A 24,652-nucleotide genomic window follows, 5' to 3' on the forward strand; every position below is an offset into this window, starting at 1 on the left:
CTCCTTTATCTATATTAATTCATTTATACATAATTTTAAGTCATTTTGCAATTATATATTGTAGTATAAAGAAAATAAAGTTTATAAAATAGAGCTTGATGATATGAATGACAATAAATAGACAATAAATAACCGCATCATAATCTAAAATGATTATAATACGGTAAATTTTGATATTATTTTATAACTCAATTGTAGCTGGCGTATCTAGTTCATCATCATTCATTAATTTAATTGAACGAGGTATAAATTTGAGTACACATAATTCAGGATCTTCTTTTGAATTGAAAAATGTTTTGTCTTGAGTTTCCCATAACCAATCAATAACTTTTTGATTTTTGACAACTTCTATAGTGGCATCTATTTCAACAAAGCTATTGTTTGTTGTTTCGTTATAGCCTAATAAAATATGAGCATCAGGATTATTTTCTATTTCTTCGACTTTTAGTGAATTGATATTCGTTTTTGTATATAAGTTTAAGTCATCGTTGTAAAAGACCATATATCTGCTATTAGGTTTATTATGATGTGCTGTTGATAGGACACCAATTTTTGAAGAATTTAATACTTTTTCTATTGCTTTTGTCACTTGTTGTTTATTCAAAATTATCATCTCCTTATTATTGTATATATCCTTATCACACATAATTTAAACGAAACAACCTTATGATGATTTTTAAGAAGGTTTAAAACAAATATATTTGACTTCATCGTGTTTTAAGGTGACTTGGAAAGGAAGATGATGGTCATGTTGTATAGCTAATTCTGTTTTTGGTTGATTTGATTTATCAAGTTCATCAAGAATACTACGTTCAATATAAAATTGTTGTTTAGTTTGTGGTAGAAGGTTTTGAATTGCGCCATGCTCATGATTTAACGTTTTAATAATAATTAATGAGTTGGTTGATAATGTATTTTTAAAAACGTAGCGCTGTTGACTATCAGATAGATAACGATCATTTATTTTATTAAATAATAAAAAGTGATAGTTACCATCTTTGCGACTCATTAAAAAATTGTTAGCTATCTCTAAAGGTTCATTTAAAAATGGTTCGATTAATTTATAGAGGTGCATGAGAGGTAGGGGACTACCATAACGATTAAATAAGGCAATAAAAGGACTCTCATCTTCTATCAGTTGATAACTTACACCACCCCCGTAACGCATTAATGCGACTAAATGACAAACAAGGTCAGATAATTGAAGTGGATAAGTACCATTGTTTGTATATTTAAAACACTTTAAAGATAAATTATTGTAAACAAATTTAGTTGAAGGTATACCGGAATCTAATATAAATTGTTTATAATTTTCAAAGTGTGTGGACGAATGTAAGTACGATTTACGTTTGGTAATTAATGAGTTTTTGGTTTCTAGATTTTCAATGTCTATAAAATAGTAATCGAAATTTAATCGCTTCATCATATCATAAGTTCGATCAATAGAAGAATTTTGGTGTAGTAATCCTTCAACAGTTATACTATAACGGATAGCTTTATTTTTATTTTTAATTTTTAAATGGCATAAATGTATATCGTTCACTGACATATTCTTAGTTTCAAAGACTAACATAAATTTAACCATTTTTTTGTTCATTTTATAATCTTGGTGGCTATTAAGAAATAATAAAATTATTTCTTTGATAGATTCAAATTCATTTGTAGATGTTAATCTCATGGCTAAACCTATATTTTTTTCGAATAATTTTTCAAAGCATCGATTTAATAAATTAAAGTTCACCTCTCGCGTCGAAATATCAGTGATATCATTGATAAAAATTACAGCTTGTGGCAGGGAGGTAAAATCAATGTTGTAATATTCATTAAAAACAAATTGAAATAATTCGTTGAAATTTTGAAAACGTATAAACGCTTTAGAGTTTTTAGTCTGATCTTGAGGATAAAATTCATTGATATCTCTTTCAGTCGTTTCAGTAGCCAAATGATCACTAAACTCAAATTGATTAATTAAATCAATATATTGTGAAAAGTCAGTATCACTAAAACTTATCGAAGGTAAGGAGTCTAACTTAGAGATAATCGTTCGGTATTGTTTTGGGCTACAACCTAAATAATTTTTAAATTGATTTGTAAAATTGGTATGACTACTAAATCCAGATTGTTCTGAAATAGCGTTAATTGAGTCCTCAGATGAAAGTAGCCTTTTTATAGAGTCAATCACTTTTAAGCTTGTAAAATAATCTTTAAAATTCATATTAAGATATCTTGCAAATAGGTTAGAACAATAAGATTCAGATATATTACAATGTTGAGCTACTTCTCGTAGTGAAAGTGACTGTGATACTTTTGAATGAATAAATGTTAATCCTTCAGTAAACACTGAATGATTAACTGCAATTTGAGGAATATATTTTTTCTTATATCGAATGACTGCTTCTTTTAGTAGCGTTTGTATTATTTTAGAGATGGATTGCTCATCTTGATTTTCTCCTTTTATTAAATGTTGAATAGCTTGTAAAATAATTGTTTTAACAAAACTGCTTGATTGTAATAAATGTCTGTCAAAATAACATTTAAAAAATTTATTATCTTTACTATAAAAATAAATAACTGGAATAGAGAGTAATACGAGATTTGAAGCACTATTAATAAAATAGATGTCAGATTGATTAATGATAGCTATATGATTACCTAAATCTTTTGTTTCACCATTAATAGTGATTTTTAAGTCATTTGTAAGTGAAAACATCAGAATAATTCTATTAATATTGCGTTCAGGGGGAGAATGATATTCTTTATATATATTTAAAAAACATGTCATTGTATATTACATTAGCTCCTTGAATGAATTGAATAACTAAATTTAAATGTGACCGTGTATATCTATTTCGCTCAATTATTTAGTTGTTTTGATAGAATAATAAATGTAATTATAAGCGATTGATAAAGAAATAGTAATAGTAAAAAATAAAATTTTTCTTGGCTAAATACAGAAAATTGTTAGAAATTATAAGTTTTGCGCAATATAAAAGTTGATTTAGGAATATAGGGTCATTATTTTGGAAAATTTAGATAGAGTCAAAAAGAGAATTTTACTACATAATTAATGTTAGATTTCGTTTCCTTTTAAAAATCTAAAAGAGCAATTTAGAGGTTTAGGAGAAGTTCGAATGAATTATAAAACGAAGTCACTGTAACTAAATGTACGCTGCTCATTTCAACGTTAATTGAAAGAACAATAAAAGAGATATCGACCATAACAAGACTCAACATGTTTGATGTGTCATTATTCAGCACTTATTATCAATTGAGCAAAAATGTTTCATACCTATGTAATCTCTTAAAACTTTTCCAATTACATCAATGAATTCAACAGCAAGAAAACACAAGCACTATGATCCGAAAATAACTCCATTAAAATTCTATTTTTTGATTATTAATTTTTAAATTAAGATGAATAAACATTAGCATATGGGTAGTTTTGATGAAAGTTAAACATTTTATTTCAACATCAAGAATCAACATCTATGCACGTTTTAAATGTACCATAAGTTTATGTTCAATATTGAAGTAGCAACAATTAGAATTTTGAATTAAAATGACTCTCCCCCAAAGTAACATTTAATTTAAATTTTAAGCATTGTCATGGTGCTCGCCGTAAAGTTTTAGATTTCATTAAGTATTCATATCGCTTTTAATTCTTTTCAACAAATAGTTTAAAGACTCTCAATCATACTTATAAACTATAAATGTGAGTGGTTTGATGAGTAGAATTTTCATATAGATGTCATCATCTATAGGCGTACATTTTCGCAAGATTTTCTGTATAAAGGATATGTACAGATTTTAAACTGCCTGCAAAGTATCAAACCACTGTGCCGGCAGTTTTTTATTTTAAAACCAAAATTGACATATAAATAAAGATCTGTTTTACGTATTCGTGCTTGCCTGACGAAATATAATTGTTAAATGATTTTGTCACTTCATTTTGTAATATTGAGTATGGTACTTTGTTGTAAGTACTCGACAGCATATTTATCTGCTAAATTTTTTAAAAAAGACAACAGCTCAAAATAGTCAATTTGATTTTCAATATACAACGCTTTTAATTCTCGGCTATGTTGCTTTTCATATTGTGTACATTGTTTTTTGAAATACCCCCACATATGTTCAAAAGCATTGATAACTGAGCCTTTTGTAGGTGTAATGGTTAAAGCGTGCGTTATATGTTCTTTCACTTCACCCAATGTGGTAGGCGATTTTAATAACGTTCTTATCGAATGATATGCATTCTGATCATGAAATAGCACACGATATTTTTCTTCACGCCACAATTTTTCTATTTTTCCGCGTTCTTTCAACTAAATCCCCTCCAAAGTGATATTGATTTAACTGCAGATGTTAAAGCTAGTTTAATATTTTTTAAGAAAAATGAATAGGAGTATTGTGTAAATGATTGGAACCGGTTACAATATAATTAAGTAATTGGAATCGGTTCTAAAAGGAGGATGAATATGAGTTATAAAAAATCTGCTGAAGAAATACTTAAAGCAATTGGCGGTGAAGAAAATTTAGATGCAATGGCACATTGTGCAACTCGATTACGTTTAGTATTGAACGATGAGAGTAAAGTAGACGAAGATACCTTGTCTAATATGGACGTCGTCAAAGGAACATTCTCTACAGGTGGTCAATACCAAATTATTATAGGTTCAGGGACAGTAAATAAAGTATTTAATGAATTAGAAAAAATAACTGGAAAAGAAGCATCTACGACTTCAGAAGTTAAAGATAAATCATCTAAGCATATGAATCCATTCCAAAAATTTGTGAAAATGTTATCTGATATCTTTGTTCCTATTATTCCGGCTATTGTAGCTGGTGGTTTGTTAATGGGATTAAATAATATTTTCACAGCTAAAGATTTGTTTTATGATGGTAAATCTATCATAGATGTACATAGTCAATTTTCTGGCTTGGCTGATATGATTAATATATTTGCAAATGCACCTTTTACATTATTACCAATACTTATTGGTTTTAGTGCAGCTAAGCGATTTGGTGGTAATCCTTATTTAGGTGCAGCTCTAGGTATGATACTTGTTCATCCTGGATTGATGAGTGCATATGATTTTCCAAAAGCTTTAGAAGAAGGAAAAGCTATTCCACACTGGGATGTCTTTGGGCTACATATTAATGAAGTAGGTTATCAGGGACAAGTATTACCTATGCTCGTAGCAACATATATTTTAGCTACGATTGAAAAATGGTTACGTAAAGTTATTCCAACTGTGTTAGATAATTTATTGACGCCATTATTATCAATTTTTATTACAGCATTTATAACATTTTTATTTGTAGGGCCTGTCACTCGTCAATTAGGTTATTGGTTATCTGATGGATTGACTTGGTTATATGAATTTGGTGGAGCTATTGGTGGACTTATATTTGGTTTATTATATGCGCCAATCGTCATTACAGGAATGCACCATAGCTTTATTGCAGTTGAAACGACATTAATTGCTGATGCGACTAAAACAGGTGGTTCATTTATCTTCCCAATCGCAACGATGTCAAATATTGCACAAGGTGGTGCAGCTTTAGCTGCATTCTTTATCATTAAGCAAAATAAAAAATTAAAAGGTGTTGCTTCCGCGGCGGGTATTTCAGCTTTACTAGGAATTACAGAACCAGCAATGTTTGGTGTCAATCTTAAATTGAGATATCCATTTATAGGTGCTGTTGCAGGATCAGGTATAGGTGCGGCTTATATTTCATTCTTCAAAGTAAAAGCGATAGCGCTTGGTACAGCTGGATTACCTGGATTTATATCTATAAATCCTACACACGCTGGTTGGTTACATTACTTAATAGGAATGCTAATTGCATTTGTTGTTTCAGTTGTCGTCACTTTAGTACTTTCTCGAAGAAAAACAAATAAGACAGCTGTTGAATCATAGTAGAGACTTAAAATTTTGACACAATTTTAAACATATAATAATACCCTTAGTTAGATTGAGTGCTAATCTATAACTAAGGGTATTTGTTGTTATAATTTTTGTTTTTTCCATAAAAAGATACTAACGATAGCTACTAGAATAAGTGAAATTCCCACAACAATAATCCAAGACACGTAACTATGATCATCAATTGGTAAGGGTACATTCATACCAAAGAAACTAAAGACGAGTGTAGGAAGGGTCAAAAGAACCGTAAACAACGTTAATGTTTTCATGATGTTATTCATATCATTAGATAATAATGAAGCATACGAAGAAGTGATACTCTCAAGTATTCGTTGATGTAATTCAGTCGTTTCAATAGCTTGGTTGTTTTCTATCACCAAGTCTTCAAGTAGCTCTTCATCCTCTTCAAAACGTTTGATTGCAGGAAGACGAAAGAGTTTTTTAATAATTGTGTCGTTACCTTTTAGTGCAGCTAAGAAGTATACTAAACTTTTTTCTACTTCCATTAGTTTAAAAAGCTGCTTGTTAGTAATGTTATTTTTGAGTTCTCTTTCAATACGAATCCTAGATTTATTAAGCAATCTTAAATTTCTATTGTAGTGATTTGCTATTGTTGTTAGTATTTCAAGTGCAAATCGACTGTGAAATTTCAAGTTAATATCTTCTTGTTTAGCAAAGTTTTCTAAAAATTCATTTTCAGCATCGCAAACAGTCATAACGATACCATTTCCAATAATAATGCCTAATGGGATGGTCACAAACGACAAGACACGCCGATTGGTAGAATTGACGATAGGTAAGTCAATAATAATTAGCGAGTATCCCGTATCTTCGTCATATTCAATACGTGCACTCTCTTCAGAGTCTAACGGATCTCGAATAAAATCCTCAGGTATATTGTAAAATTCCATCAAACCTTCAATTTCTTCTCTATCTGGTTCTACTACATTTATCCATGAAGCACTATGATTGATTTCAGTTTCAATAATTTGTGAAGGATGATGAAGTGCGTGTTTATAAGCTGTAATCATAATTAATAGTTCCTTTCAGCGTCCACTAGAATAAGGATGATACTAAAGTTAATTAAATAAATTTTAAACTTCTAAATTTGTGGCATCAAGCTTCTTAAACTTCGGACATAATTTTTAAATATCATACTCTCTTGGCCTAAATATGATATATAAAGTTGAATCACATTCCTATTGTATAGTTAGGTATAAGAAAAAGTAGATGAATTTTGCTATATTATCAATCCAGCTACTAATAACTTTAGATTGTACATTAATCATTAAATATATAATTTATCTTTAAGGCATATGCAGATTACTTATGATTTAATAGTATGGTTAATTATAATAAACTTTATACAACTTATTCAATCTTCGAAATTTTGTTGATCACTTAGTAAGGTGATTCTAAAATGAATAAACTTTATTTTATATTACAAATTGCCATTTTGCTACATACTTAATTGATTTATTAACTTTATGATTTATATATACTTGTATTTAATTTACTAGATAAAATTTCTATTTTTATATTTGTGTCTAATTCGAAAAAATTAGAATAGTTATTGTTAAGATGAGTGATAATGTCTAATATGAAAAACGGAGCAAAATTTTTATATGAAAGGAGGGGTGTTGGTTTTAAAAATAATGTCTAAACATAGTGCTACGTTAGTTATTATGTTTTTAATAACTTTATTGCCTATTTTTCAATATCAAGCTTCTGCACATGCGACTTTAGAAAAATCAACACCACAACAGCAAGGGGTTATTAAAGACAAACCAGAAGCAATCAAGTTAGAGTTTAATGAACCTGTGAACACCAAATACTCGAGTGTGACCTTATTTGATGATAAAGGTAAAAAGATTAAAGACCTTAAACCAATAACAACTGGATGGTCTCAGACAGTTGTATTTTCATCTGAGCAAATTGTTAATGGCACGAATACTATTGAATGGCATACGGTATCTGCGGATGGACATGAAGTCGGAGATACGTTTGAATTTTCAGTTGGAAAAGTGAGGCTAAAGATGTAGATACATCTTCACCTTTTTATGAAAAGTCTAAATTTTGGTTTGGATTATTAAGATATGTTACTGAAGGTGCAAACTTTCTACTTATTGGCTTGTTTTGGTTAAATGGTATTGCTAGGAAACGAGGATTAAGACAATTTAATGTGTTACCCAAGCAATCAGGAATTGCATGGATTATGGCTATGTCATTACTCGTGAGTCTTGTGGTTTATATGATGACACTCACATCTGATATATTAGAAGATATTCTATCATTTAAATTAGAAGTGATAATGCAATTTCCGTATATATTAAGCTCTATTTCACTAATCATTTTGTTTATACTTTTCATTTTAAAAGATATGGAAAAAATATGGTACTGGCTCATTTCAATAGTTATGATTGCTGTGATAAGTATGTCTGGACACGTGTGGTCACAACAAGTGCCATTATGGTCAATTATCATAAGAACAATTCATCTTATAGGGCTAACGTTATGGTTAGGTTCACTCGTTTATCTCATTTGTTATGCTATTAAAGTGAAAATTAATCAGTTGACGAGTGTAAGACGTATGCTTTTAAAAGTTAATATCATTGCTGTGATTATGCTCGTTTTTACAGGGATTTTAATGGCTATTGATGAAACGAATACTTTAACACTTTGGAATAATGTGAGCGCTTGGTCTATTTATCTTGTCATAAAAATCGCAGGAATTATTGCTATGATGCTATTAGGTTTCTATCAAACGATGCGTGCTTTGAGACAACGACAACAGGTCCATCGTTTTGCACTGATGACTGAATTGTTAATTGGTATGATATTAATTTTTGCAGGTATCATGATGAGTCAAATAAATATACCTAGTTGAGGAGGGAAATGACGTTACGCAAATTACTGTTGTTAACTTTTATAGTATTTTGGGAGATCGGATTTTTTTAGTATGCTGATGCACATGTCACACTTAATCCTAATGAAAGTGAACCTGAATCATATGATAAGTATGATGTAAGGGTGCCTGTTGAGCAAAATGATCATACAATGAAAGTAGAATTAGATGTGCCAAAGGGATTAAACGTTGAGAGTGTTAAAACTATTGAAGGTTTTAAACATCATTTTTTAAAGATAAAAAGGGAACATTACTAAAATAACATGGACTGCTACAGATAAAGGTATTGGTCCCCATGAGTTTATTGAATTTCCTATTGTAGTGGCTAATCCTAAAAAGGAAGGCACATTCAAATGGAACACTACTCAAACTTATGATAATGGAGATGTTGTTAAGTGGACTGGGAAGGAAGATAGTGCGCACCCTGCACCAACTACAACTGTAAAAAAAGGTGCAAATCCAAATGACACTCATTCTGACTCGAGTCAAGGTGATTCAATCGCTTTATGGATAGTTGCTATCGTGGCAATTGTGATTTCGTTGATTGCTCTTTTTAAACAAGCGCATCCAAAAAAATTTAATTGAATCGTTTTGAATATGAATAGTATTTTCTGATGTAAAGGTTCTACGTCTTTAGATAATAATTCAATATACATTTCTATTAATTTACAAAAACAAATAAGAGTGAGGCTAAGAATTTACCTAAATTTCTGGCTAGCGTTTTATTTTATAGTCGTGATTTTGTCACTTTAATAAAAATGAATATGTTTTATAATATAATCTTAAGGAGGATTTTTTATGCGTAGATTATTATACTCTTTTTTATTTTATATGGTCATAGGTTTATTAAGTGGCTTTTACTACAGAGAATTAACTAAAGCGCATGACTTTGTGGGTGACACGCAATTGTCTTTAGTGCATACACATACACTTATCTTAGGCATGTTTATGTTTTTACTCTTATTACCACTTGAAAAAGTATTTAAATTAAGTAGTTATTACTTATTTAATTGGTTCTTTTTCGTGTATCATTTAGGTGTGTTAATCACGATTTCAATGATGACAGTTAAAGGTACATTCCAAGTTATTGGTAAAAAATTTTCACCCGAAATGTTTGCGGGATTTGCAGGCATAGGTCATACAGGTATGCTTGCAGGTTTACTGTTACTGTTTTTCTTATTAAGACAGGCTATTCTTACAGAACCCAAAAAATAAAGTCGAAATACTAAAAAATGTTTGGTAGAGTGGATTTAGATTTTCAATAACTAGACAGGTGATAGATAATGACTAAGATTCACTTTGAAGCACCCAGTCCCGAAGATTACTGTAATTTAAGAGCTAATGCTGGAATGAGTAGTAAATCGATTGAAGCGGCAATAAAGGGGCTTCCTCATGCATGTTTTAATGTGACCCTTTATGAGAATGATATGTTGATTGGTATGGGGCGAGTGATTGGGGATGGTGGTACAGTTTTCCAAATCGTCGATATTGCTGTGAAAGATATATATCAAGGTTTGGGTCATGGAATGACAATTATGCATGAAATAATGAAGTATATTGAGAGTGTTGCTGAAGAAGGTACATATGTGAGCTTGATAGCAGATTATCCGGCAGATCAATTATACGAGAAGTTTGGGTTTAAAAGTACTGAGCCTTATTCAAAAGGTATGTATATCAAATATTAAAGTAAAAACGTCATAAAATGCATTTGCTTTTGCATCCAATGACGTTTTTTAGTTATTTAAACATTGAAATCAATGACAATACGTCCAGTATTATTATGATTGATGACTTGATCGATGGCTTTTGGGATTTCATCGAATGAAATAACATGTTTGATGTCATGTAATTGTTGTGGTTTTAAGTCTTTTGCAAGTCTTCTCCAAACACGTTTTCTTAGTTTAATTGGAGTAAATACTGAATCGATACCAATTATACTTGCTCCTCTTAAAATGAAAGGAAAGACGGTTGTTTCAAAATTGTTACCACCAGTCATGCCAATTAATGCAACACTTCCGTTGTTATCCAATCGTTTGACGATGTACGGTAAGTTTTCACCACCAACTGGATCAATGGCTGCCTGCCATGTTCTCTTCTCTAATGGTTTACTATTATCTTCTGGTAAACGGCCAATTACTTCTTTAGCACCAAGCTTTTTAAGTTTTTCTTCGGCGTCATCTCTACCCGTACTTGCAATAACATCATACCCTAAGTTATTTAACATGAGTAATGAAATCGTTCCGACGCCTCCAGTGGCACCTCGTACAAGCACTTCTTTACCTTCAATAGACATACCTGATTTTTCAAGTTGTTCTATAGCTAAACCTGCTGTATAGCCAGCAGTACCGTAAATCATAGCTTCTTCCAATGTTAAATCTTCAGGTAATTCAATCACCCATTCTGATTTAACACGTGCGTATTCACTGAAGCCTCCGTAATGACTTACACCTAAATCATAGCTTGTTACGATGACTTTATCTCCAACCTCAAAGCCTGGAGCATTTGTTTCCTCAATGGTACCTGCTAAATCTATACCAGGGACCATCGGATATTGTTTTACTATTTTGTTATGGTCCTGAGTGGCTAGTGCGTCTTTATAATTTATGCCAGAATAATGTACTTTTATTAAAACGTCACCCTCAGGTAAGTCATCTTTAGTTAGTTCTTTATAACTATTTGAAACAATACCGTTGTCATCTTGATCGACTACAAAAGCTTTGAATTTTTCTACCATATTTCTACACTCCTCTAATGATGAATTGAATCAATATTAAATTTTAAAGATATTATTTAATGATTCGCTTGATATTACCCTGTTTTTATTTTTAATATAAGGAAACTGCTTTTCTAACAAACTTTATATCATTCATTGTATAATTTAATTTGAAAATTTAAAACTTATTAATAGCAAAAATGTCAATGTACACATCTAATTCACAAAATTAACTTTTTAAGGTTTTAGAGGGGGATTTAAATGGGGGAAAGGATAAGAAGTGTTCAAATAACTGAGGTAGAGCAACTACAACTAATTGCTAAAAGAACATTTTTTACAACGTTTAGAGAATCTTATAGTGATGAGGACTTCAAGCAATTTTTTAGTGATGCATATGATATAGATGTGTTGAGAAAAGAATTGGAACAAAGTAATTCTTTTCATTATTTTTATGAAGTTGATCAAAATATAGTAGGTTTCTTGAAATTGAACATTAATGATGCTCAGACTGAAAACAAAGGTCATGCATATTTGGAAATACAACGCATTTACTTTGATGAAGCATTTCAAGGGAGTGGAAGAGGACAATTATTTATCAATCTAGCTATTGATCAAGCTATCAAATTTGGGAAATCGAAAATATGGCTTGGTGTTTGGGAGCATAATCCTAAAGCGCTTAGCTTTTATAAAAACAGAGGATTTAGAGTTACAGGGTCGCATCAATTTTATACTGGAAGTGTAGTAGATAATGATTTGATTATGGAGTTGGATCTTACAACAAACTATAAACAAAGTTTATAGTTCAATCATAAAATATAAATGAGCTAGGGTTATGTTTAATATTGTTCGCATTTAGCATTAATATTAGATATAATTGTAGCGTTGAATTTTAGTACAATATCTATGTAATTGTATTCAAAGTGAAGTCATCGAAATTAAAAATGCAATCAATATATACAGATTAGGTTTATATTTTTAATAGGTAATGATAGTTATTATAGTGACATTCAAACATACAACCTAAATTTTATAAGATGTTGTCGATTTAATATAAAGAGAAAGGACGTATAGTATGAATAAACTGACAATTATTGTCACGTATTATAATGCGGAGGAATACATCACAGGTTGCTTAGAGAGTATTAAGCAACAACGTACACAAGATTTTAATTTGATTATTGTGAATGATGGGTCGACAGACCAAAGTAAAAAATTAATGGATGAAGCTATTAAAGACTATGATAAAAACATTCGATTTATCGATTTAGATGAAAATAGTGGTCATGCACATGCGCGTAATATTGCATTAGAAGAAGTAGAAACACCTTACTTTATGTTTTTAGATGCAGATGATGAATTAGCTTCTTATGCAATCACGTTTTACTTAGAAAAGTTTAATAATACTGATGGTTTAATTGCTCCAATACATTCTTTTACTACACAACGTCCGCAATTTGTTGATTTAGATCGAGTAAGGGTTGAATACTTTAATGCCAAAGAGAATATTAATTCATTTTTAAGAAAACAGTCAGCTTGTAACATTATTTTTAGAACAGCTATTGTCAGGGCGCATCATATTCGATTTAATGAAAATTTAAATACATATGTGGATTGGTCATTTGTTCTTGAATATATGAAGTATGTAAATAAGTTTGTACGTATTTTTAACTTCCCATTTTATTTCCGTGGGGAAGTCTATGATCCATTTGAAACACTTACATTAAGTGAACAAAATTTTGATATTTTATTTAAAGATTACGTCAACAGCTTTTATGATGCCATTAAACGAGCAACAAATCCAAAAGTTAGAGAATTTATTGTCACTAAAATGGGAAATAAAATTGCTAATGAATTTGAACCAACTCGATATGATATTAATGAACGCTATCAAACACATAAGGATACGCTTGTTGAATTATCGAAATTTTTACATGTACATTTAGTTAAAAACCAAAAGCTAATAAATAAAATTGAAACAATTTTGTTAATGAATAATGAAACTGATAAAGCTTTTAAAGTTAATCAATTTAGAAAAACGTTGCGACATGTTAAAAATATTGTTCTAAGAAGAAAAAATAAAGAACGTTCATTGTATGATTTAACAGATAAAGAAGATAATGTTAAACCGAAAACGATTGTCTTTGAATCGTTCGGTGGTAAGAATTACAGTGATAGTCCAAAGTATATTTATGAATATATGCAAAAGTATTATCCTAATTATCGCTATATATGGTCATTTAAGAATCCCGATAAAAATGTCGTACCGGGTAGTGCTGAAAAGGTTAAGCGTAATTCAGCAGAGTATTATCAAGCATACTCGGAAGCAAGTCATTGGGTATCAAATGCGCGTACACCACTTTATTTAAATAAAAAAGAAAATCAAACGTACATTCAAACTTGGCACGGTACACCATTAAAACGTTTAGCGAATGATATGAAAGTGGTACGTATGCCGGGTACTACGACACCAAAGTATAAGCGTAATTTTAATCGTGAAACATCACGTTGGGATTATTTAATTTCGCCAAATAGATATTCAACTGAAATATTTAGAAGTGCTTTTTGGATGGATGAAGAAAGAATATTAGAGATAGGTTATCCAAGAAATGATGTATTAGTTAATAGAGCCAATGATCAAGAGTATTTAGATGAAATTAGAACTCACTTAAATTTACCTAGTGATAAAAAGGTTATTATGTATGCTCCGACATGGAGAGACGATGAATTTGTGAGTAAAGGAAAATATTTGTTTGAATTAAAAATTGATTTAGACAACCTTTATAAAGAACTCGGAGATGATTATGTGATTTTATTACGCATGCATTATCTCATTTCTAACGCACTTGATTTATCTGGTTATGAAAATTTTGCAATTGATGTTTCAAACTATAATGACGTCTCTGAATTATTTTTAATAAGTGATTGTTTAATTACAGACTATTCATCAGTAATGTTTGATTATGGTATTTTAAAACGCCCTCAATTTTTCTTTGCATATGATATAGACAAATATGATAAGGGATTACGAGGATTCTATATGAATTATATGGAAGATTTACCAGGACCTATTTATACAGAACCATATGGCCTAGCTAAAGAACTAAAGAATTTAGATAAAGTGCAACAGCAATATCAAGAAAAAATAGATGCATTTTATGATAGATTTTGCTCTGTAGATAATGGTAAGGCATCTCAATATATTGGGGATTTAATTCATAAGGATATCAAGGAACAATGATAAATTTCATACTTAATTAATAATTATAGGGTATAATATTAATGAGCAATTAATATTATGCCCTTTTTAATATTTTAATTGAAATTCAATTCAACATGATAAAGAGACAAAGTAGGAGGCGGTTTCAAATGAAAAAAGTATTAGCAAGTGCAACGATTTTATCATTAATGTTAGTAGGTTGTTCCAATGGTGGAAATGATGAATCAAGTCATAAAGATGATAGTTCTAAAACAGAACAAAAGGATAAATCATCATCTCAACATGACTCAAAAAAAGATTCGAAACGTAATGATACAAATAATAAGCAAGACAATCAGGAAAATAACACTAATAAAGAACAAACAAATAATCAAAATCCAAATGATGGAGAACAACGAACAAGCGAAAGACCAACAACAAATTCAAACGGAAATTCATCGGATAATCAAAATAAACAACAGCAATCAGTACAAGATAACCAGAATAAATATGTAGCACCATACCAAAGTGAAAATGCGACACGTGTTGCTCGATGTCTTTCTCCATTTGAGGGCGACCGCAGTCAAGCTTTGCAACAATTACCAAATTTTGAAACTGCACTTTCCATTGCTAAAAACGAAGCTAATATGTATGGAAGCGAAAATAAATCATATAATGATTATTCAATAGAACAAACAGAAGATGGATTTAGATATGTGTTTAGCTTTAAAGATCCATCAAAAAGTAATACTTACTCAATTGTAACGCTTAATCGACAAGGTCAACCTACTGTTGTAGATCCTAACTTCCAACCTTAATTGTAAGTATAGTGAAATTCAACAAGAATGAGTCATACTAAGCTAACAATAAAAAGCGAGCAAAATCATTTCTGTATTGCATAATGACTTTGCTCACTTTTATTTTGAAAATCATCAATAAGATGAAGCACTTATTTCAATTGATTTGAAATAAGTTTACTAATATATTCAAATGACTGATTATTTTTATTTGTATATTTATTGTTTAATTGTGGGATGCTATCAGTAATTAAATCATTTATTAATAGTTCAGCATCGGTATACCAAATAGGTTTTAAGGTGTCCATTACGTCTTGATAGACGCCACGTTCTTCGACATATTGAGAGTGATTGGGTGTGTATAAGCAACCTTTTTTATCTACGGTTAAAGCATCAAAAATAATTGATGAGTAGTCTGTTAAAACAACATCTGAAATAATAATTAAGTCTTGCGTTTCAATATTATTAGGCGGATTTATTACGCCTTCAGGAACCAAGTCATTTTTACTCTCGACGTGTCCTTTATAGATCACATTATAATGTTTTAATAACTGTTCATTAATAGGAAATATATCATCATCAGATGAATTTGTTTTCCATGTTGGGGCATATAATAATACTCGCTTAGTAGGATCTATATTTATCTCACTAAATATACGTTTATGTAAACCTACATCATTGATACGATTTAATAAATAATTATTTCTAGGATATCCTACAGGTAATATATCAATTTTTTGACTAGGAAACGCTGATTCAAAGTATGTTTTTGATTCTTCTGAATCTACAATTAAATAATCTTGTTGTGTCCATTTATTATATTTTCGAGCTCGGTAGTTATATATATTTAAATTTTGGTGTGGCTCTTTACTATCTAAAAATAGTTTTTTAATAGGTGTCCCATGCCATAATTGGATGATTTTACCATTAGGGTGAATGTCGTCAGGAATATAGCTTTCCGTAATGACAAAAGTAGCTGTTTCAATCAAATTCTTCACATTTTCATCGTTAGTTGAAATAAAATGTGGTCCTGTTCTCTCATCTGTTATAAAGTAAGACTCTATCATAGGATTGTGTTTAACAAAGTAATTAAATAAATACTTAGAGTTTCCTCGATAGCCGAAATCAAATCCTAGAAAAACGACGTGGTTCTTAAGTTTTGATGAATCCTTTTTATAAATATAGCTAATCTCTTTGTGTTTTTTAACTGAATAATTCTTAATAGGAGTCACTAACCATCTTGGAGCTTTAAATTTAGTACTAAGTAGTACTGAATCATAATATCTAATACTATCGTGATCGTTAAATGGTACACGCGTAAATGGGATTCTTTGTTTATGTGCATAAGCGATGGTGTTTAAGAAGAATTTATCTCTATAAGTTAAATCATTACGGTCAAATGAGCGCCAAAATCCCTTGCTCGTTTTTAATGGTCCTTTAAAGTCTAATACGACATGACCTTCAACTGCGATATGCCCTTTAAGAATTGTTAATAATGCTAAATCAAAGATATTTTCAACTTCAAATTTATCAATAAGTTCTAATGTTGAATTAATTTCATAAATAACATTTGGATATAAATTAATATTTTTAACCCAGTCCTCAAAATCAACAAAGTCCAACCCGAAGTATTTACAATCGTTTAAATAATAATTGTTAATTGTATAGTCAACTATAAATGAAGTCTTAGGTAAAGTGATAGCTTTAATCATGGACTGATGAATTTGAATTTCATTTGAATAGGGGATGACATGCGTATAGCCGTCGCTAAGTGCACGTTCCATTTGCTCTTTTAATTTGTCCATATTTGAAATATTTATTTGCTTTATCATAAATCTTCCTTCAATCTCTTAACGATATTTGTTAGCTTTTATTTTATCATGGTGCATAATATAATTCATGTAAACATAACATAAAAATTAATATATATGTTTTTAACCTGAGAAATTAAAGCGCTTAACTACTATAAATATTAAGGTTTATTAATTGTTAACACCCCTTTACATTCATGTCACACCATTGTAAATTATATAAGAAAATGTTATATTTTTCTTGTGAAAATGGTCACGATATGCTTGTGGGGATCGTACTGATTTAATAGGTATTTATCACATATTAATAAGGGGACAGTATGCGTCTACCTAGTCTTCATGACTAAAGATTTAATGAGGAGAGTTCAATATGTTAGTAGAATCTTTTAATCCATTTGGTAATTTACTATTATCATCTTTAATTGCGGCAATCCCTATCATTTTATTTTTACTGTGTCTTACAGTATTTAAAATGAAAGGAATTTATGCTGCTATCACAACCCTTGTGGTTACATTATTAATTGCAATTCCATTCTTTAAATTACCAGTAGGAATTGCCTCTGGAGCAGTTGTTGAAGGTTTCTTCCAAGGTATCTTCCCAATCGGATATATTGTTATTATGGCAGTATTATTATATAAGATTACTTTGAAATCGGGGCAATTCGCAACTATTCAAGACAGTATTACAAGTATTTCACAAGACCAAAGAATTCAGCTTCTTTTAATTGGTTTTTCATTTAATGCATTCTTAGAAGGCGCTGCAGGATTTGGTGTTCCAATTGCAATTTGTGCACTTTTATTAGCGCAACTTGGCTTTAGACCATTACAAGCAGCTATGTTATGTTTAGTAGCTAACGCTGCATCTGGTGCATTTGGTGCAATTGGTATTCCGGTTGGTGTTGTAGATACACTTAACTTACCTGGTCATGTAGAAGCGATGGGAGTTTCACAAACATCAACATTAACTTTAGCAATTATTAACTTCTTTATTCCTTTCTTACTTATCTTTATCGTAGATGGTTTCAAAGGAATTAAAGAAACTTTACCTTCAATTCTTGTTGTTTCTGTCACTTATACAGTTTTACAAGGATTACTTACAGTGTTTAATGGTCCAGAATTAGCTGATATCATTCCATCACTTGCTTCTATGTTAGCATTAGCTTTATTCTCTAAGAAATTCCAACCTAAGAATATCTTTAGAGTTCAAAAAGATGTTAAACCAGAAGCACCGAAAAAACTTAAAGGTAAAGAAGTCTTATTTGCTTGGAGTCCATTCATTATCTTAACTGTCATTGTTATGATTTGGAGTGCACCTTCATTTAAAGCATTATTTGCACCAAAAGGTAAATTATCTGCTTTAGTTGCAAACTTTGACTTACCTGGTACTTTCAGTAATATTTCACACAAACCAATTACTTTATCATTAAACTTAATTGGTCAAACAGGTACAGCAATTCTAATTACAATTATTATTACTGTTTTAATGGCTAAAAAAGTCAACTTTGGTGATGCTGGTCGCTTATTTGTTGAAGCATTTAAAGAATTATGGTTACCAATCATAACAATTTGTTTCATCTTAGCAATTTCAAAAATCACAACATATGGTGGTTTAAGTAATGCTATGGGACAAGGCATCTCAAAAGCAGGAAGCGTATTCCCAATATTATCACCAATCCTTGGTTGGATCGGCGTATTTATGACTGGTTCAGTTGTTAATAACAACTCTTTATTCGCGCCAATTCAAGCTTCTGTAGCACAACAAATTGGTACAAGTGGTTCACTACTTGTAGCTTCAAATACAGCAGGTGGGGTTGCGGCGAAACTTATTTCTCCACAATCTATTGCCATTGCAACAGCAGCTGTTAAAGAAGTAGGTAAAGAATCTGAACTACTTAAAATGACATTACGTTATAGTATTGGATTACTTGTATTTATCTGTATCTGGACATTTATCTTGTCATTCATTCTGTAAATCAAAATTTATTGAAATGTATTTTTCATATACAAAGCCCGAAATGAAGCTATAAAGTCATTCATTTCGGGCTTTCAATATTTTGCTTTTGGATGTCGAGAGTTTAGGTAATCTTTTAAAATGATGTAATTGTTATATAAATTCTCATTTGAAAAATAGGAGTGAGACAGTTCGTTTTAAATGAACTAAGTCTCACTCCTATTTTTATTTAAACATAGACATAAATAATTGATATATATGATCCGGACTAAATTGTTTCAACGTATCTTTACTATTTTCAATGATGTGATCTAACTCATTATAATGTTGTGTTGTTAAATCGATACGTTTTGCAAGTTCAGACACATTTTCATAGTTTACTAAATAACCATTATCTCCGTTGTTAATGATTGAATCTGGCCCTACATTGCCTTCAAAACTTATTACTATATTATCTTGCACCATTGCCTCTAAAATAATCATTCCGAAACCTTCATTGCGTGAAGGTACAACAACGATTTTACTTTGTGCAAGTTTATTATTTAATTCTTGCGTTGGCTCATATATTTTAATCAAATCATTTAAATGATATTGATTAATAAAGTCAACAAGTGATGTTTTCTTACTACCAGAACCATAGATGTGAACGTCATAATTCAATTGACGCAAGTCTTCTTGTATTAAACGAATACTCTCTAATAATAAATCATACCCTTTTTCATATTCTAAACGTCCGGCGCTAATAATACGATTTTTCTTTGGAGCAGCAATTCTTTTTTCGGTAACCATATTAGGTATAACGTATACAGGAGTTTTAAGTTGTGATTGATATTTTTGCTGGTCTGCGACAGTTAACGTTGTAATCTTATTGATATTACGGTACGCAGCAATAATTTCCTTTTGATACTGATCAGGGTGAGCATCAAAATTCATATGTTCCATTGCGATGGTCACTATTTCAGCTTTAGCATATTTAGAAATGAGAATATTAAAGCTAGCTCTTGTTCCAACGAGTACATCAGTTTTAGTATGCCTGATTGCTTTAATCATTTTTTTCTCTACATAACTCGAAAACTGACTTTTACCTGGCTCAAATTGAGAAATCACTTTTGTATTTAAAAAGGGGGTATACTTTTTGATACGATTTGCCGTAATAGCTCTAGTATTTTTAAGCTTTAAGCGATAGTCCACTACGACTTTAACTTTTATTGCTGAATGTAATTCAAAATATGGAGAGTCTGCGCCTCTAAAAACTGAAATAATTGTTACAGGATGTCCTTTTTCTGCCAGTGTATTTGCAAGTTGTGTCACCGACTTTACCGTTCCGCCCATTGCATAAATATTATGCATAAAAAATGTGAACGACTTCATTGCGTAAAACACCTCATTGTTTTCTATGATATTTAAGTCATTATAACATTAGTTCGTATATAAGGGGTAACATGTAAACAATTGTAATTTGAATTGTGTAATGAAGCTATTCTCATAATGTTGACTTTTATTCTTTTGTGTAACACAATTTATATATATAATTAAATTAGTTCAATTAATGGTTATGATAAGGAAGAAATGAGCACTTCCTTGAAAGACGCTTAGATTTTTTTGCAATATAGAGAAAGCGCTTTAATTTTATTAAAGACATCGACATCTATGAGTGTCAATCGTTCCATTTATTTAATAAAAAAGGGGGACTGTGTTTGTTATGAATACTCAACATAGCAAAACAGATGTCATCTTAATAGGTGGCGGAATTATGAGCGCAACATTAGGAACTTTACTAAAAGAATTAACACCAGAAAAAGATATCCAATTGTTCGAAAGATTGAGTCAACCCGGCGAAGAAAGTTCAAATGTTTGGAATAATGCGGGAACAGGTCATTCAGCATTGTGTGAATTGAACTATACGAAAGAAGGTAAAGATGGTTCAGTAGATATTACTAAAGCAATTCATATTAACGAGCAATTTCAAATATCTAAACAGTTTTGGGCTTATTTAATACGTGAAGGTCATATTGAAAGTCCAGATAAATTTATTCAATCAGTGCCACATATGAGCTTTGTTAAAGGGGAAGAAAATGTTAAATTTTTAAAAAGTCGAGTGGCGAGTTTACAGAAAAATGTATTATTTGAAAAAATGAAAATTTCTCAAGATCCAGAAAAAATTAACTCATGGGTTCCTTTAATGATGGAAGGACGCCAATCAGATGAAGCAATTGCCATCACGTATGACGAGACAGGTACAGATGTTAACTTTGGTGCTTTGACTAAAAAGTTAATAGCTAATTTACAACAAAAAAATGTTGGCATTAATTATAAACATGAAGTTTTAGATATAAAAAAATTAAATAATGGTAACTGGCAAGTTGTGGTTAAAGATTTAAATACATCAAATGTAATGAATTATGAATCTAAGTTCGTCTTCATCGGAGCTGGTGGTGCAAGTTTACCTTTATTACAAAAAACAAAGATTAAGGAATCTAAACACATTGGTGGTTTCCCAGTAAGTGGATTATTTTTACGATGTAAAAATCCAGATGTCATACATAGACATCATGCAAAAGTCTACGGTAAAGCCGAGGTTGGTGCACCTCCAATGTCAGTTCCACATTTAGATACACGATTTGTTAATGGTGAAAAATCATTACTATTTGGACCTTTTGCAGGGTTTTCGCCAAAATTCTTAAAAAACGGTTCATATTTAGATTTAGTTAAATCTGTGAAACCCAATAATATGATAACAATGTTAAGTGCTGGCGTAAAAGAATTTAATTTGACGAAATATTTAGTTTCTCAATTAATGCTTTCAAATGAAGAACGGATCAATGATTTGCGTGTATTCTTACCAGAAGCGAAAGATGAAGATTGGGAAGTAATTACTGCAGGTCAACGTGTTCAAGTAATTAAAGATACAGATAAGTCTAAAGGTCAATTACAATTTGGTACGGAAGTAATAACATCAGAAGATGGTTCACTTGCTGCATTATTAGGTGCTTCACCTGGTGCTTCGACTGCTGTTGATATCATGTTTGATGTCTTGCAACGTTGTTACAAATCAGAGTTTAAGTCATGGGAACCAAAAATTAAAGAAATGGTCCCATCATTTGGTTTAAAATTGTCAGAGCATGAAGATATGTACCATTCAATAAACGAAGAAGTAAAAAAATACTTGAATGTAAAGTAGTATTTAAAAAACCACCATTAAATGATTAAAAATAAGTTATCATTTAATGGTGGTTTTATATGTGGTGTATAGTTTATTTAATGAAATGTTTTAAATTCATCATATTTTGTTATGAATCCAATTGATAGTTTAAAGAATACTTACTAAATAAATAGTTTTACAATAAATTGTGTTTTATCATCTGAAGTGAGAGTAATGCTACCATGATGAAGATGAATGATTGATTGGGTAATGGCTAGACCTAGACCATTACTACTAGATTCGTCACTCAGTTTATAAAAACGATCGAAGATATGTTTCGCATCTTCTTCTGCAATCGATCCATCATTTTCAATATTAAATATAATCAAGTGATTTGTACTAGTTAGAGTGATATTAATCATGCTATTTTGAGGAGCATAATTCATTGCATTAATGATGAGGTTATTGAAAGCTTGATGTAATAGTCTTTCATTTCCTCGGAAATACAAATCTTCTAATTCAGTAAACATAACTAAATCTTTTTCATCAGTTCGAAATTGTTCATGTCTAATAATATCCTTTATTAAAGTATTTAAATGAACATTATCGTTAAAAGTAAGGTGGGAAGCATTATCTAATTCAGATAAAAGTAGCAATTCCTTAGTTAGTTCACTTACTTGATTAGTGATTTCAAACATTTCATTGATACATAGTTGTTTCTCTTCTTCATTTTGCGTCAATTCAAGTTGTGTAAGCAATCGTTGTAAATGTGTAAGCGGTGTTTTAACTTCATGAGATACATTTTGGACAAAATGTTGTCTCATTTGATCTACTTGTCCTAAATTTTGACGCATTGTATTGAAACGTGATTGCAGTGTTCCGATTTCATCGTGACGTGTTTGTTTGATAGGCGTACTGAAATCACCTTTCATAATTCGAGTTGTTGCATTTTTTAATGCGGTCACTGGTTTAATAATAGAATATGTTGATGCAATGACTAGTGAAATTGAAATAATAAGTAAAAGTGTTATCAACACAGCTAAGAAAATTCTAAATTCGCTAAAAGTTTCCCCGATATCTGGGCGCATAAAAACTGCTAATGCCCCATCATCTGTTTTAAATTGAATACCTACTGTATTATCCGTTTCATTATCGAAGAACCCTGTTACAAAAAATGCATAAGGTTTATTTTTAATACCATGATAATCTTCACCGTTGAGCACTTTTTTGATTGCAGACTGACTTATAGTATTTTTACGAAAAGTTTCCCCATAAAAATGTTTGGTTCCATGTTCGTTGACAGTCATAATTTGATAATTCATTTGACCTAAATGTTTCAAATACGTATCTAGAGGTTTAGGTTTTTGTGTTCTTTCATATTCACGAGCTTCTTTGAGTGTGCGCATAATTTTTGCATCATTAGAAGCTTTCAAATGAAAGTGATAATAAATATTCGTAAAAAGAAAACTCATTAATGCACTAAACAAAATGACTGTAATTGCATATATAGCAATTCTCGAATATAATGTTTTAAACATTTTGGTCCACCCTATATCCTTGACCTCTTACAGTTTGAATTGATACTGATGATTTCAATTTAGATAAACGTTGACGTAATCTTTTAATATGAACATCAACAGTACGATCATCTCCTTCATAATCGAAGCCCCAAATTTTTTCAATAATATCATCTCGAGTGAAAATATGTTTAGGATTAGAGGCTAATAAAAATAACAACTGAAATTCTTTGTTTGGAAGATTCATCGTTTTTGAACCCACAGTAATTTCCATGTAAGACTGATTTAATATTAAGTTGCCAAGTTGTAACTCGTTATCAGCATTAATTTGATATCGTCTTAAGACAGCTTTAATTCTAAATAATAATTCTTTAACCTCAAAAGGTTTAGTGACATAATCGTCAGTCCCACTTAGAAATGCACGTTCTTTATCACTTAATGCATCTCTAGCTGTTAACATTATGACAGGAATATGATAATCATCTTTCAAAGTCTGACAAAGCTCAAAACCATCCATTCCACTCATCATAATATCTACTATCGCAATATCAACATTTTTATTTTCAAGAAAATCTAGTGATGCTTCTCCACTTGTGAAAGTATGTGTTTGAATACTTTCTCTTTCTAAATGACTTGAAACATATTGCAATAACTTTTTATCATCGTCTACGATTAAGCAATTAATCATATGTT

Annotated in this window: 20 protein-coding genes and 1 pseudogene; 12 read left to right on the forward strand and 9 right to left on the reverse strand. The window is 30.6% G+C overall.

Translation table 11 applies throughout. The annotated features are described in order from the left end of the window. Positions 1 to 181: 181 nt before the first annotated feature. The 3 genes from FNL83_RS02660 to FNL83_RS02670 form a co-directional block, all read right to left on the reverse strand. The gene (locus tag FNL83_RS02660; protein WP_002489699.1) at positions 182 to 604 is read right to left on the reverse strand and encodes a pyridoxamine 5'-phosphate oxidase family protein; all 423 of its coding nucleotides are present in this window, start codon (positions 602 to 604) and stop codon (positions 182 to 184) included. 72 nt (positions 605 to 676) lie between these two features. After that, entirely contained in the window at positions 677 to 2,782 is a 2,106-nt protein-coding gene (gene rsp / locus FNL83_RS02665; protein WP_002438342.1) for an AraC family transcriptional regulator Rsp, read from the reverse strand. Positions 2,783 to 3,944: 1,162 nt separating this feature from the next. Then, positions 3,945 to 4,322 carry a YbgA family protein gene (locus FNL83_RS02670; protein ID WP_001831516.1) on the reverse strand — a complete coding sequence of 126 codons (378 nt, stop codon included), beginning with the start codon at positions 4,320 to 4,322 and terminating at the stop codon, positions 3,945 to 3,947. Between the two features lie 153 nt (positions 4,323 to 4,475). Between FNL83_RS02670 and FNL83_RS02675 the strand changes: the two genes are divergently transcribed. After that, a complete protein-coding gene (locus FNL83_RS02675; RefSeq protein ID WP_002456063.1) occupies positions 4,476 to 5,921 on the forward strand; it encodes a sucrose-specific PTS transporter subunit IIBC in 1,446 nt (481 codons plus the stop codon). Positions 5,922 to 6,010: 89 nt separating this feature from the next. On the opposite strand, the gene FNL83_RS02680 is transcribed toward FNL83_RS02675, so the two are convergent. Further along, positions 6,011 to 6,958: a magnesium transporter CorA family protein gene (locus FNL83_RS02680; protein WP_002438349.1), complete on the reverse strand. Its 948-nt coding sequence runs from the start codon at positions 6,956 to 6,958 to the stop codon at positions 6,011 to 6,013. Positions 6,959 to 7,582: 624 nt separating this feature from the next. Here FNL83_RS02680 and FNL83_RS12175 point away from each other — a divergent pair. The 6 genes and pseudogenes from FNL83_RS12175 to FNL83_RS02705 all read left to right on the forward strand — a co-directional run bounded on the left by FNL83_RS12175 (position 7,583) and on the right by FNL83_RS02705 (position 10,517). After that, on the forward strand, positions 7,583 to 7,969 hold the full coding sequence (locus tag FNL83_RS12175; protein ID WP_002493319.1) for a copper resistance CopC family protein: 387 nt from the start codon (positions 7,583 to 7,585) through the stop codon (positions 7,967 to 7,969). 89 nt (positions 7,970 to 8,058) lie between these two features. Next, complete coding sequence (locus FNL83_RS12180; RefSeq protein WP_002494490.1) at positions 8,059 to 8,814, forward strand: hypothetical protein; 756 nt, start codon at positions 8,059 to 8,061, stop codon at positions 8,812 to 8,814. An 8-nt stretch (positions 8,815 to 8,822) separates the two neighbouring features. After that, positions 8,823 to 9,094: pseudogene (locus tag FNL83_RS12300) on the forward strand (DUF1775 domain-containing protein). Between the two features lie 41 nt (positions 9,095 to 9,135). Beyond that, complete coding sequence (locus tag FNL83_RS12305) at positions 9,136 to 9,417, forward strand: transporter (protein WP_237640909.1); 282 nt, start codon at positions 9,136 to 9,138, stop codon at positions 9,415 to 9,417. 213 nt (positions 9,418 to 9,630) lie between these two features. Further along, complete coding sequence (locus tag FNL83_RS02700) at positions 9,631 to 10,047, forward strand: DUF2871 domain-containing protein (protein ID WP_001831504.1); 417 nt, start codon at positions 9,631 to 9,633, stop codon at positions 10,045 to 10,047. Positions 10,048 to 10,115: 68 nt separating this feature from the next. Next, positions 10,116 to 10,517: a GNAT family N-acetyltransferase gene (locus FNL83_RS02705; protein WP_002474432.1), complete on the forward strand. Its 402-nt coding sequence runs from the start codon at positions 10,116 to 10,118 to the stop codon at positions 10,515 to 10,517. Positions 10,518 to 10,573: 56 nt separating this feature from the next. Here the strand turns inward: FNL83_RS02705 and FNL83_RS02710 are convergent, their stop codons facing one another. After that, a complete protein-coding gene (locus tag FNL83_RS02710; RefSeq protein ID WP_002438357.1) occupies positions 10,574 to 11,566 on the reverse strand; it encodes an NADPH:quinone oxidoreductase family protein in 993 nt (330 codons plus the stop codon). 240 nt (positions 11,567 to 11,806) lie between these two features. Here FNL83_RS02710 and FNL83_RS02715 point away from each other — a divergent pair, with 240 nt between their 5' ends. The 3 genes from FNL83_RS02715 (at position 11,807) to FNL83_RS02725 (ending at position 15,559) form a co-directional block, all read left to right on the forward strand. Then, positions 11,807 to 12,346, forward strand: coding sequence for a GNAT family N-acetyltransferase (locus tag FNL83_RS02715; RefSeq protein ID WP_002438360.1), 540 nt, complete (start codon positions 11,807 to 11,809; stop codon positions 12,344 to 12,346). A 271-nt stretch (positions 12,347 to 12,617) separates the two neighbouring features. Beyond that, positions 12,618 to 14,783 (forward strand): bifunctional glycosyltransferase/CDP-glycerol:glycerophosphate glycerophosphotransferase, encoded by a 2,166-nt coding sequence (locus tag FNL83_RS02720; protein ID WP_001831435.1) that lies wholly within the window; start codon positions 12,618 to 12,620, stop codon positions 14,781 to 14,783. A 128-nt stretch (positions 14,784 to 14,911) separates the two neighbouring features. Beyond that, positions 14,912 to 15,559, forward strand: a complete 648-nt coding sequence (locus FNL83_RS02725) for a hypothetical protein (protein ID WP_002456066.1) — start codon at positions 14,912 to 14,914, stop codon at positions 15,557 to 15,559. Between the two features lie 131 nt (positions 15,560 to 15,690). Here the strand turns inward: FNL83_RS02725 and FNL83_RS02730 are convergent, their stop codons facing one another. Further along, positions 15,691 to 17,370, reverse strand: coding sequence for a CDP-glycerol glycerophosphotransferase family protein (locus tag FNL83_RS02730; RefSeq protein WP_001831509.1), 1,680 nt, complete (start codon positions 17,368 to 17,370; stop codon positions 15,691 to 15,693). 349 nt (positions 17,371 to 17,719) lie between these two features. On the opposite strand from FNL83_RS02730, the gene FNL83_RS02735 reads away from it, so the two are divergent. Further along, positions 17,720 to 19,321 carry an L-lactate permease gene (locus FNL83_RS02735; protein WP_001831564.1) on the forward strand — a complete coding sequence of 534 codons (1,602 nt, stop codon included), beginning with the start codon at positions 17,720 to 17,722 and terminating at the stop codon, positions 19,319 to 19,321. Positions 19,322 to 19,525: 204 nt separating this feature from the next. Here FNL83_RS02735 and FNL83_RS02740 read toward each other — a convergent pair whose 3' ends face one another. Continuing rightward, the gene (locus FNL83_RS02740; RefSeq protein WP_001831623.1) at positions 19,526 to 20,671 is read right to left on the reverse strand and encodes a glycosyltransferase family 4 protein; all 1,146 of its coding nucleotides are present in this window, start codon (positions 20,669 to 20,671) and stop codon (positions 19,526 to 19,528) included. Positions 20,672 to 21,002: 331 nt separating this feature from the next. On the opposite strand from FNL83_RS02740, the gene mqo reads away from it, so the two are divergent. Then, positions 21,003 to 22,481 (forward strand): malate dehydrogenase (quinone), encoded by a 1,479-nt coding sequence (gene mqo, locus FNL83_RS02745; RefSeq protein ID WP_001831551.1) that lies wholly within the window; start codon positions 21,003 to 21,005, stop codon positions 22,479 to 22,481. Positions 22,482 to 22,624: 143 nt separating this feature from the next. Here the strand turns inward: mqo and FNL83_RS02750 are convergent, their stop codons facing one another. Together FNL83_RS02750 and FNL83_RS02755 are read right to left on the reverse strand one after the other, a co-directional pair. Continuing rightward, positions 22,625 to 23,980 carry a HAMP domain-containing sensor histidine kinase gene (locus tag FNL83_RS02750; protein WP_001832894.1) on the reverse strand — a complete coding sequence of 452 codons (1,356 nt, stop codon included), beginning with the start codon at positions 23,978 to 23,980 and terminating at the stop codon, positions 22,625 to 22,627. Next, positions 23,973 to 24,647: a response regulator transcription factor gene (locus FNL83_RS02755; protein WP_001831555.1), complete on the reverse strand. Its 675-nt coding sequence runs from the start codon at positions 24,645 to 24,647 to the stop codon at positions 23,973 to 23,975. The genes FNL83_RS02750 and FNL83_RS02755 overlap by 8 nt, the downstream gene beginning before the upstream one ends. Positions 24,648 to 24,652 lie beyond the last annotated feature (5 nt).

The sequence above is a fragment of the Staphylococcus epidermidis genome (assembly GCF_006742205.1).
Classification (GTDB): Bacteria; Bacillota; Bacilli; order Staphylococcales; family Staphylococcaceae; genus Staphylococcus; species Staphylococcus epidermidis.

Excerpts from the sequence above, each read along its gene's own strand:
- rsp (WP_002438342.1), bottom strand. The coding sequence starts at position 2,782 with ATGACATGTTTTTTAAATATATATAAAGAATATCATTCTCCCCCTGAA.
- FNL83_RS02675 (WP_002456063.1), top strand. The coding sequence starts at position 4,476 with ATGAGTTATAAAAAATCTGCTGAAGAAATACTTAAAGCAATTGGCGGT.
- FNL83_RS02680 (WP_002438349.1), bottom strand. The coding sequence starts at position 6,958 with ATGATTACAGCTTATAAACACGCACTTCATCATCCTTCACAAATTATT.
- FNL83_RS12175 (WP_002493319.1), top strand. The coding sequence starts at position 7,583 with ATGTCTAAACATAGTGCTACGTTAGTTATTATGTTTTTAATAACTTTA.
- FNL83_RS02700 (WP_001831504.1), top strand. The coding sequence starts at position 9,631 with ATGCGTAGATTATTATACTCTTTTTTATTTTATATGGTCATAGGTTTA.
- FNL83_RS02705 (WP_002474432.1), top strand. The coding sequence starts at position 10,116 with ATGACTAAGATTCACTTTGAAGCACCCAGTCCCGAAGATTACTGTAAT.
- FNL83_RS02710 (WP_002438357.1), bottom strand. The coding sequence starts at position 11,566 with ATGGTAGAAAAATTCAAAGCTTTTGTAGTCGATCAAGATGACAACGGT.
- FNL83_RS02715 (WP_002438360.1), top strand. The coding sequence starts at position 11,807 with ATGGGGGAAAGGATAAGAAGTGTTCAAATAACTGAGGTAGAGCAACTA.
- FNL83_RS02720 (WP_001831435.1), top strand. The coding sequence starts at position 12,618 with ATGAATAAACTGACAATTATTGTCACGTATTATAATGCGGAGGAATAC.
- FNL83_RS02725 (WP_002456066.1), top strand. The coding sequence starts at position 14,912 with ATGAAAAAAGTATTAGCAAGTGCAACGATTTTATCATTAATGTTAGTA.
- FNL83_RS02730 (WP_001831509.1), bottom strand. The coding sequence starts at position 17,370 with ATGATAAAGCAAATAAATATTTCAAATATGGACAAATTAAAAGAGCAA.
- FNL83_RS02735 (WP_001831564.1), top strand. The coding sequence starts at position 17,720 with ATGTTAGTAGAATCTTTTAATCCATTTGGTAATTTACTATTATCATCT.
- FNL83_RS02740 (WP_001831623.1), bottom strand. The coding sequence starts at position 20,671 with ATGAAGTCGTTCACATTTTTTATGCATAATATTTATGCAATGGGCGGA.
- mqo (WP_001831551.1), top strand. The coding sequence starts at position 21,003 with ATGAATACTCAACATAGCAAAACAGATGTCATCTTAATAGGTGGCGGA.
- FNL83_RS02750 (WP_001832894.1), bottom strand. The coding sequence starts at position 23,980 with ATGTTTAAAACATTATATTCGAGAATTGCTATATATGCAATTACAGTC.
- FNL83_RS02755 (WP_001831555.1), bottom strand. The coding sequence starts at position 24,647 with ATGATTAATTGCTTAATCGTAGACGATGATAAAAAGTTATTGCAATAT.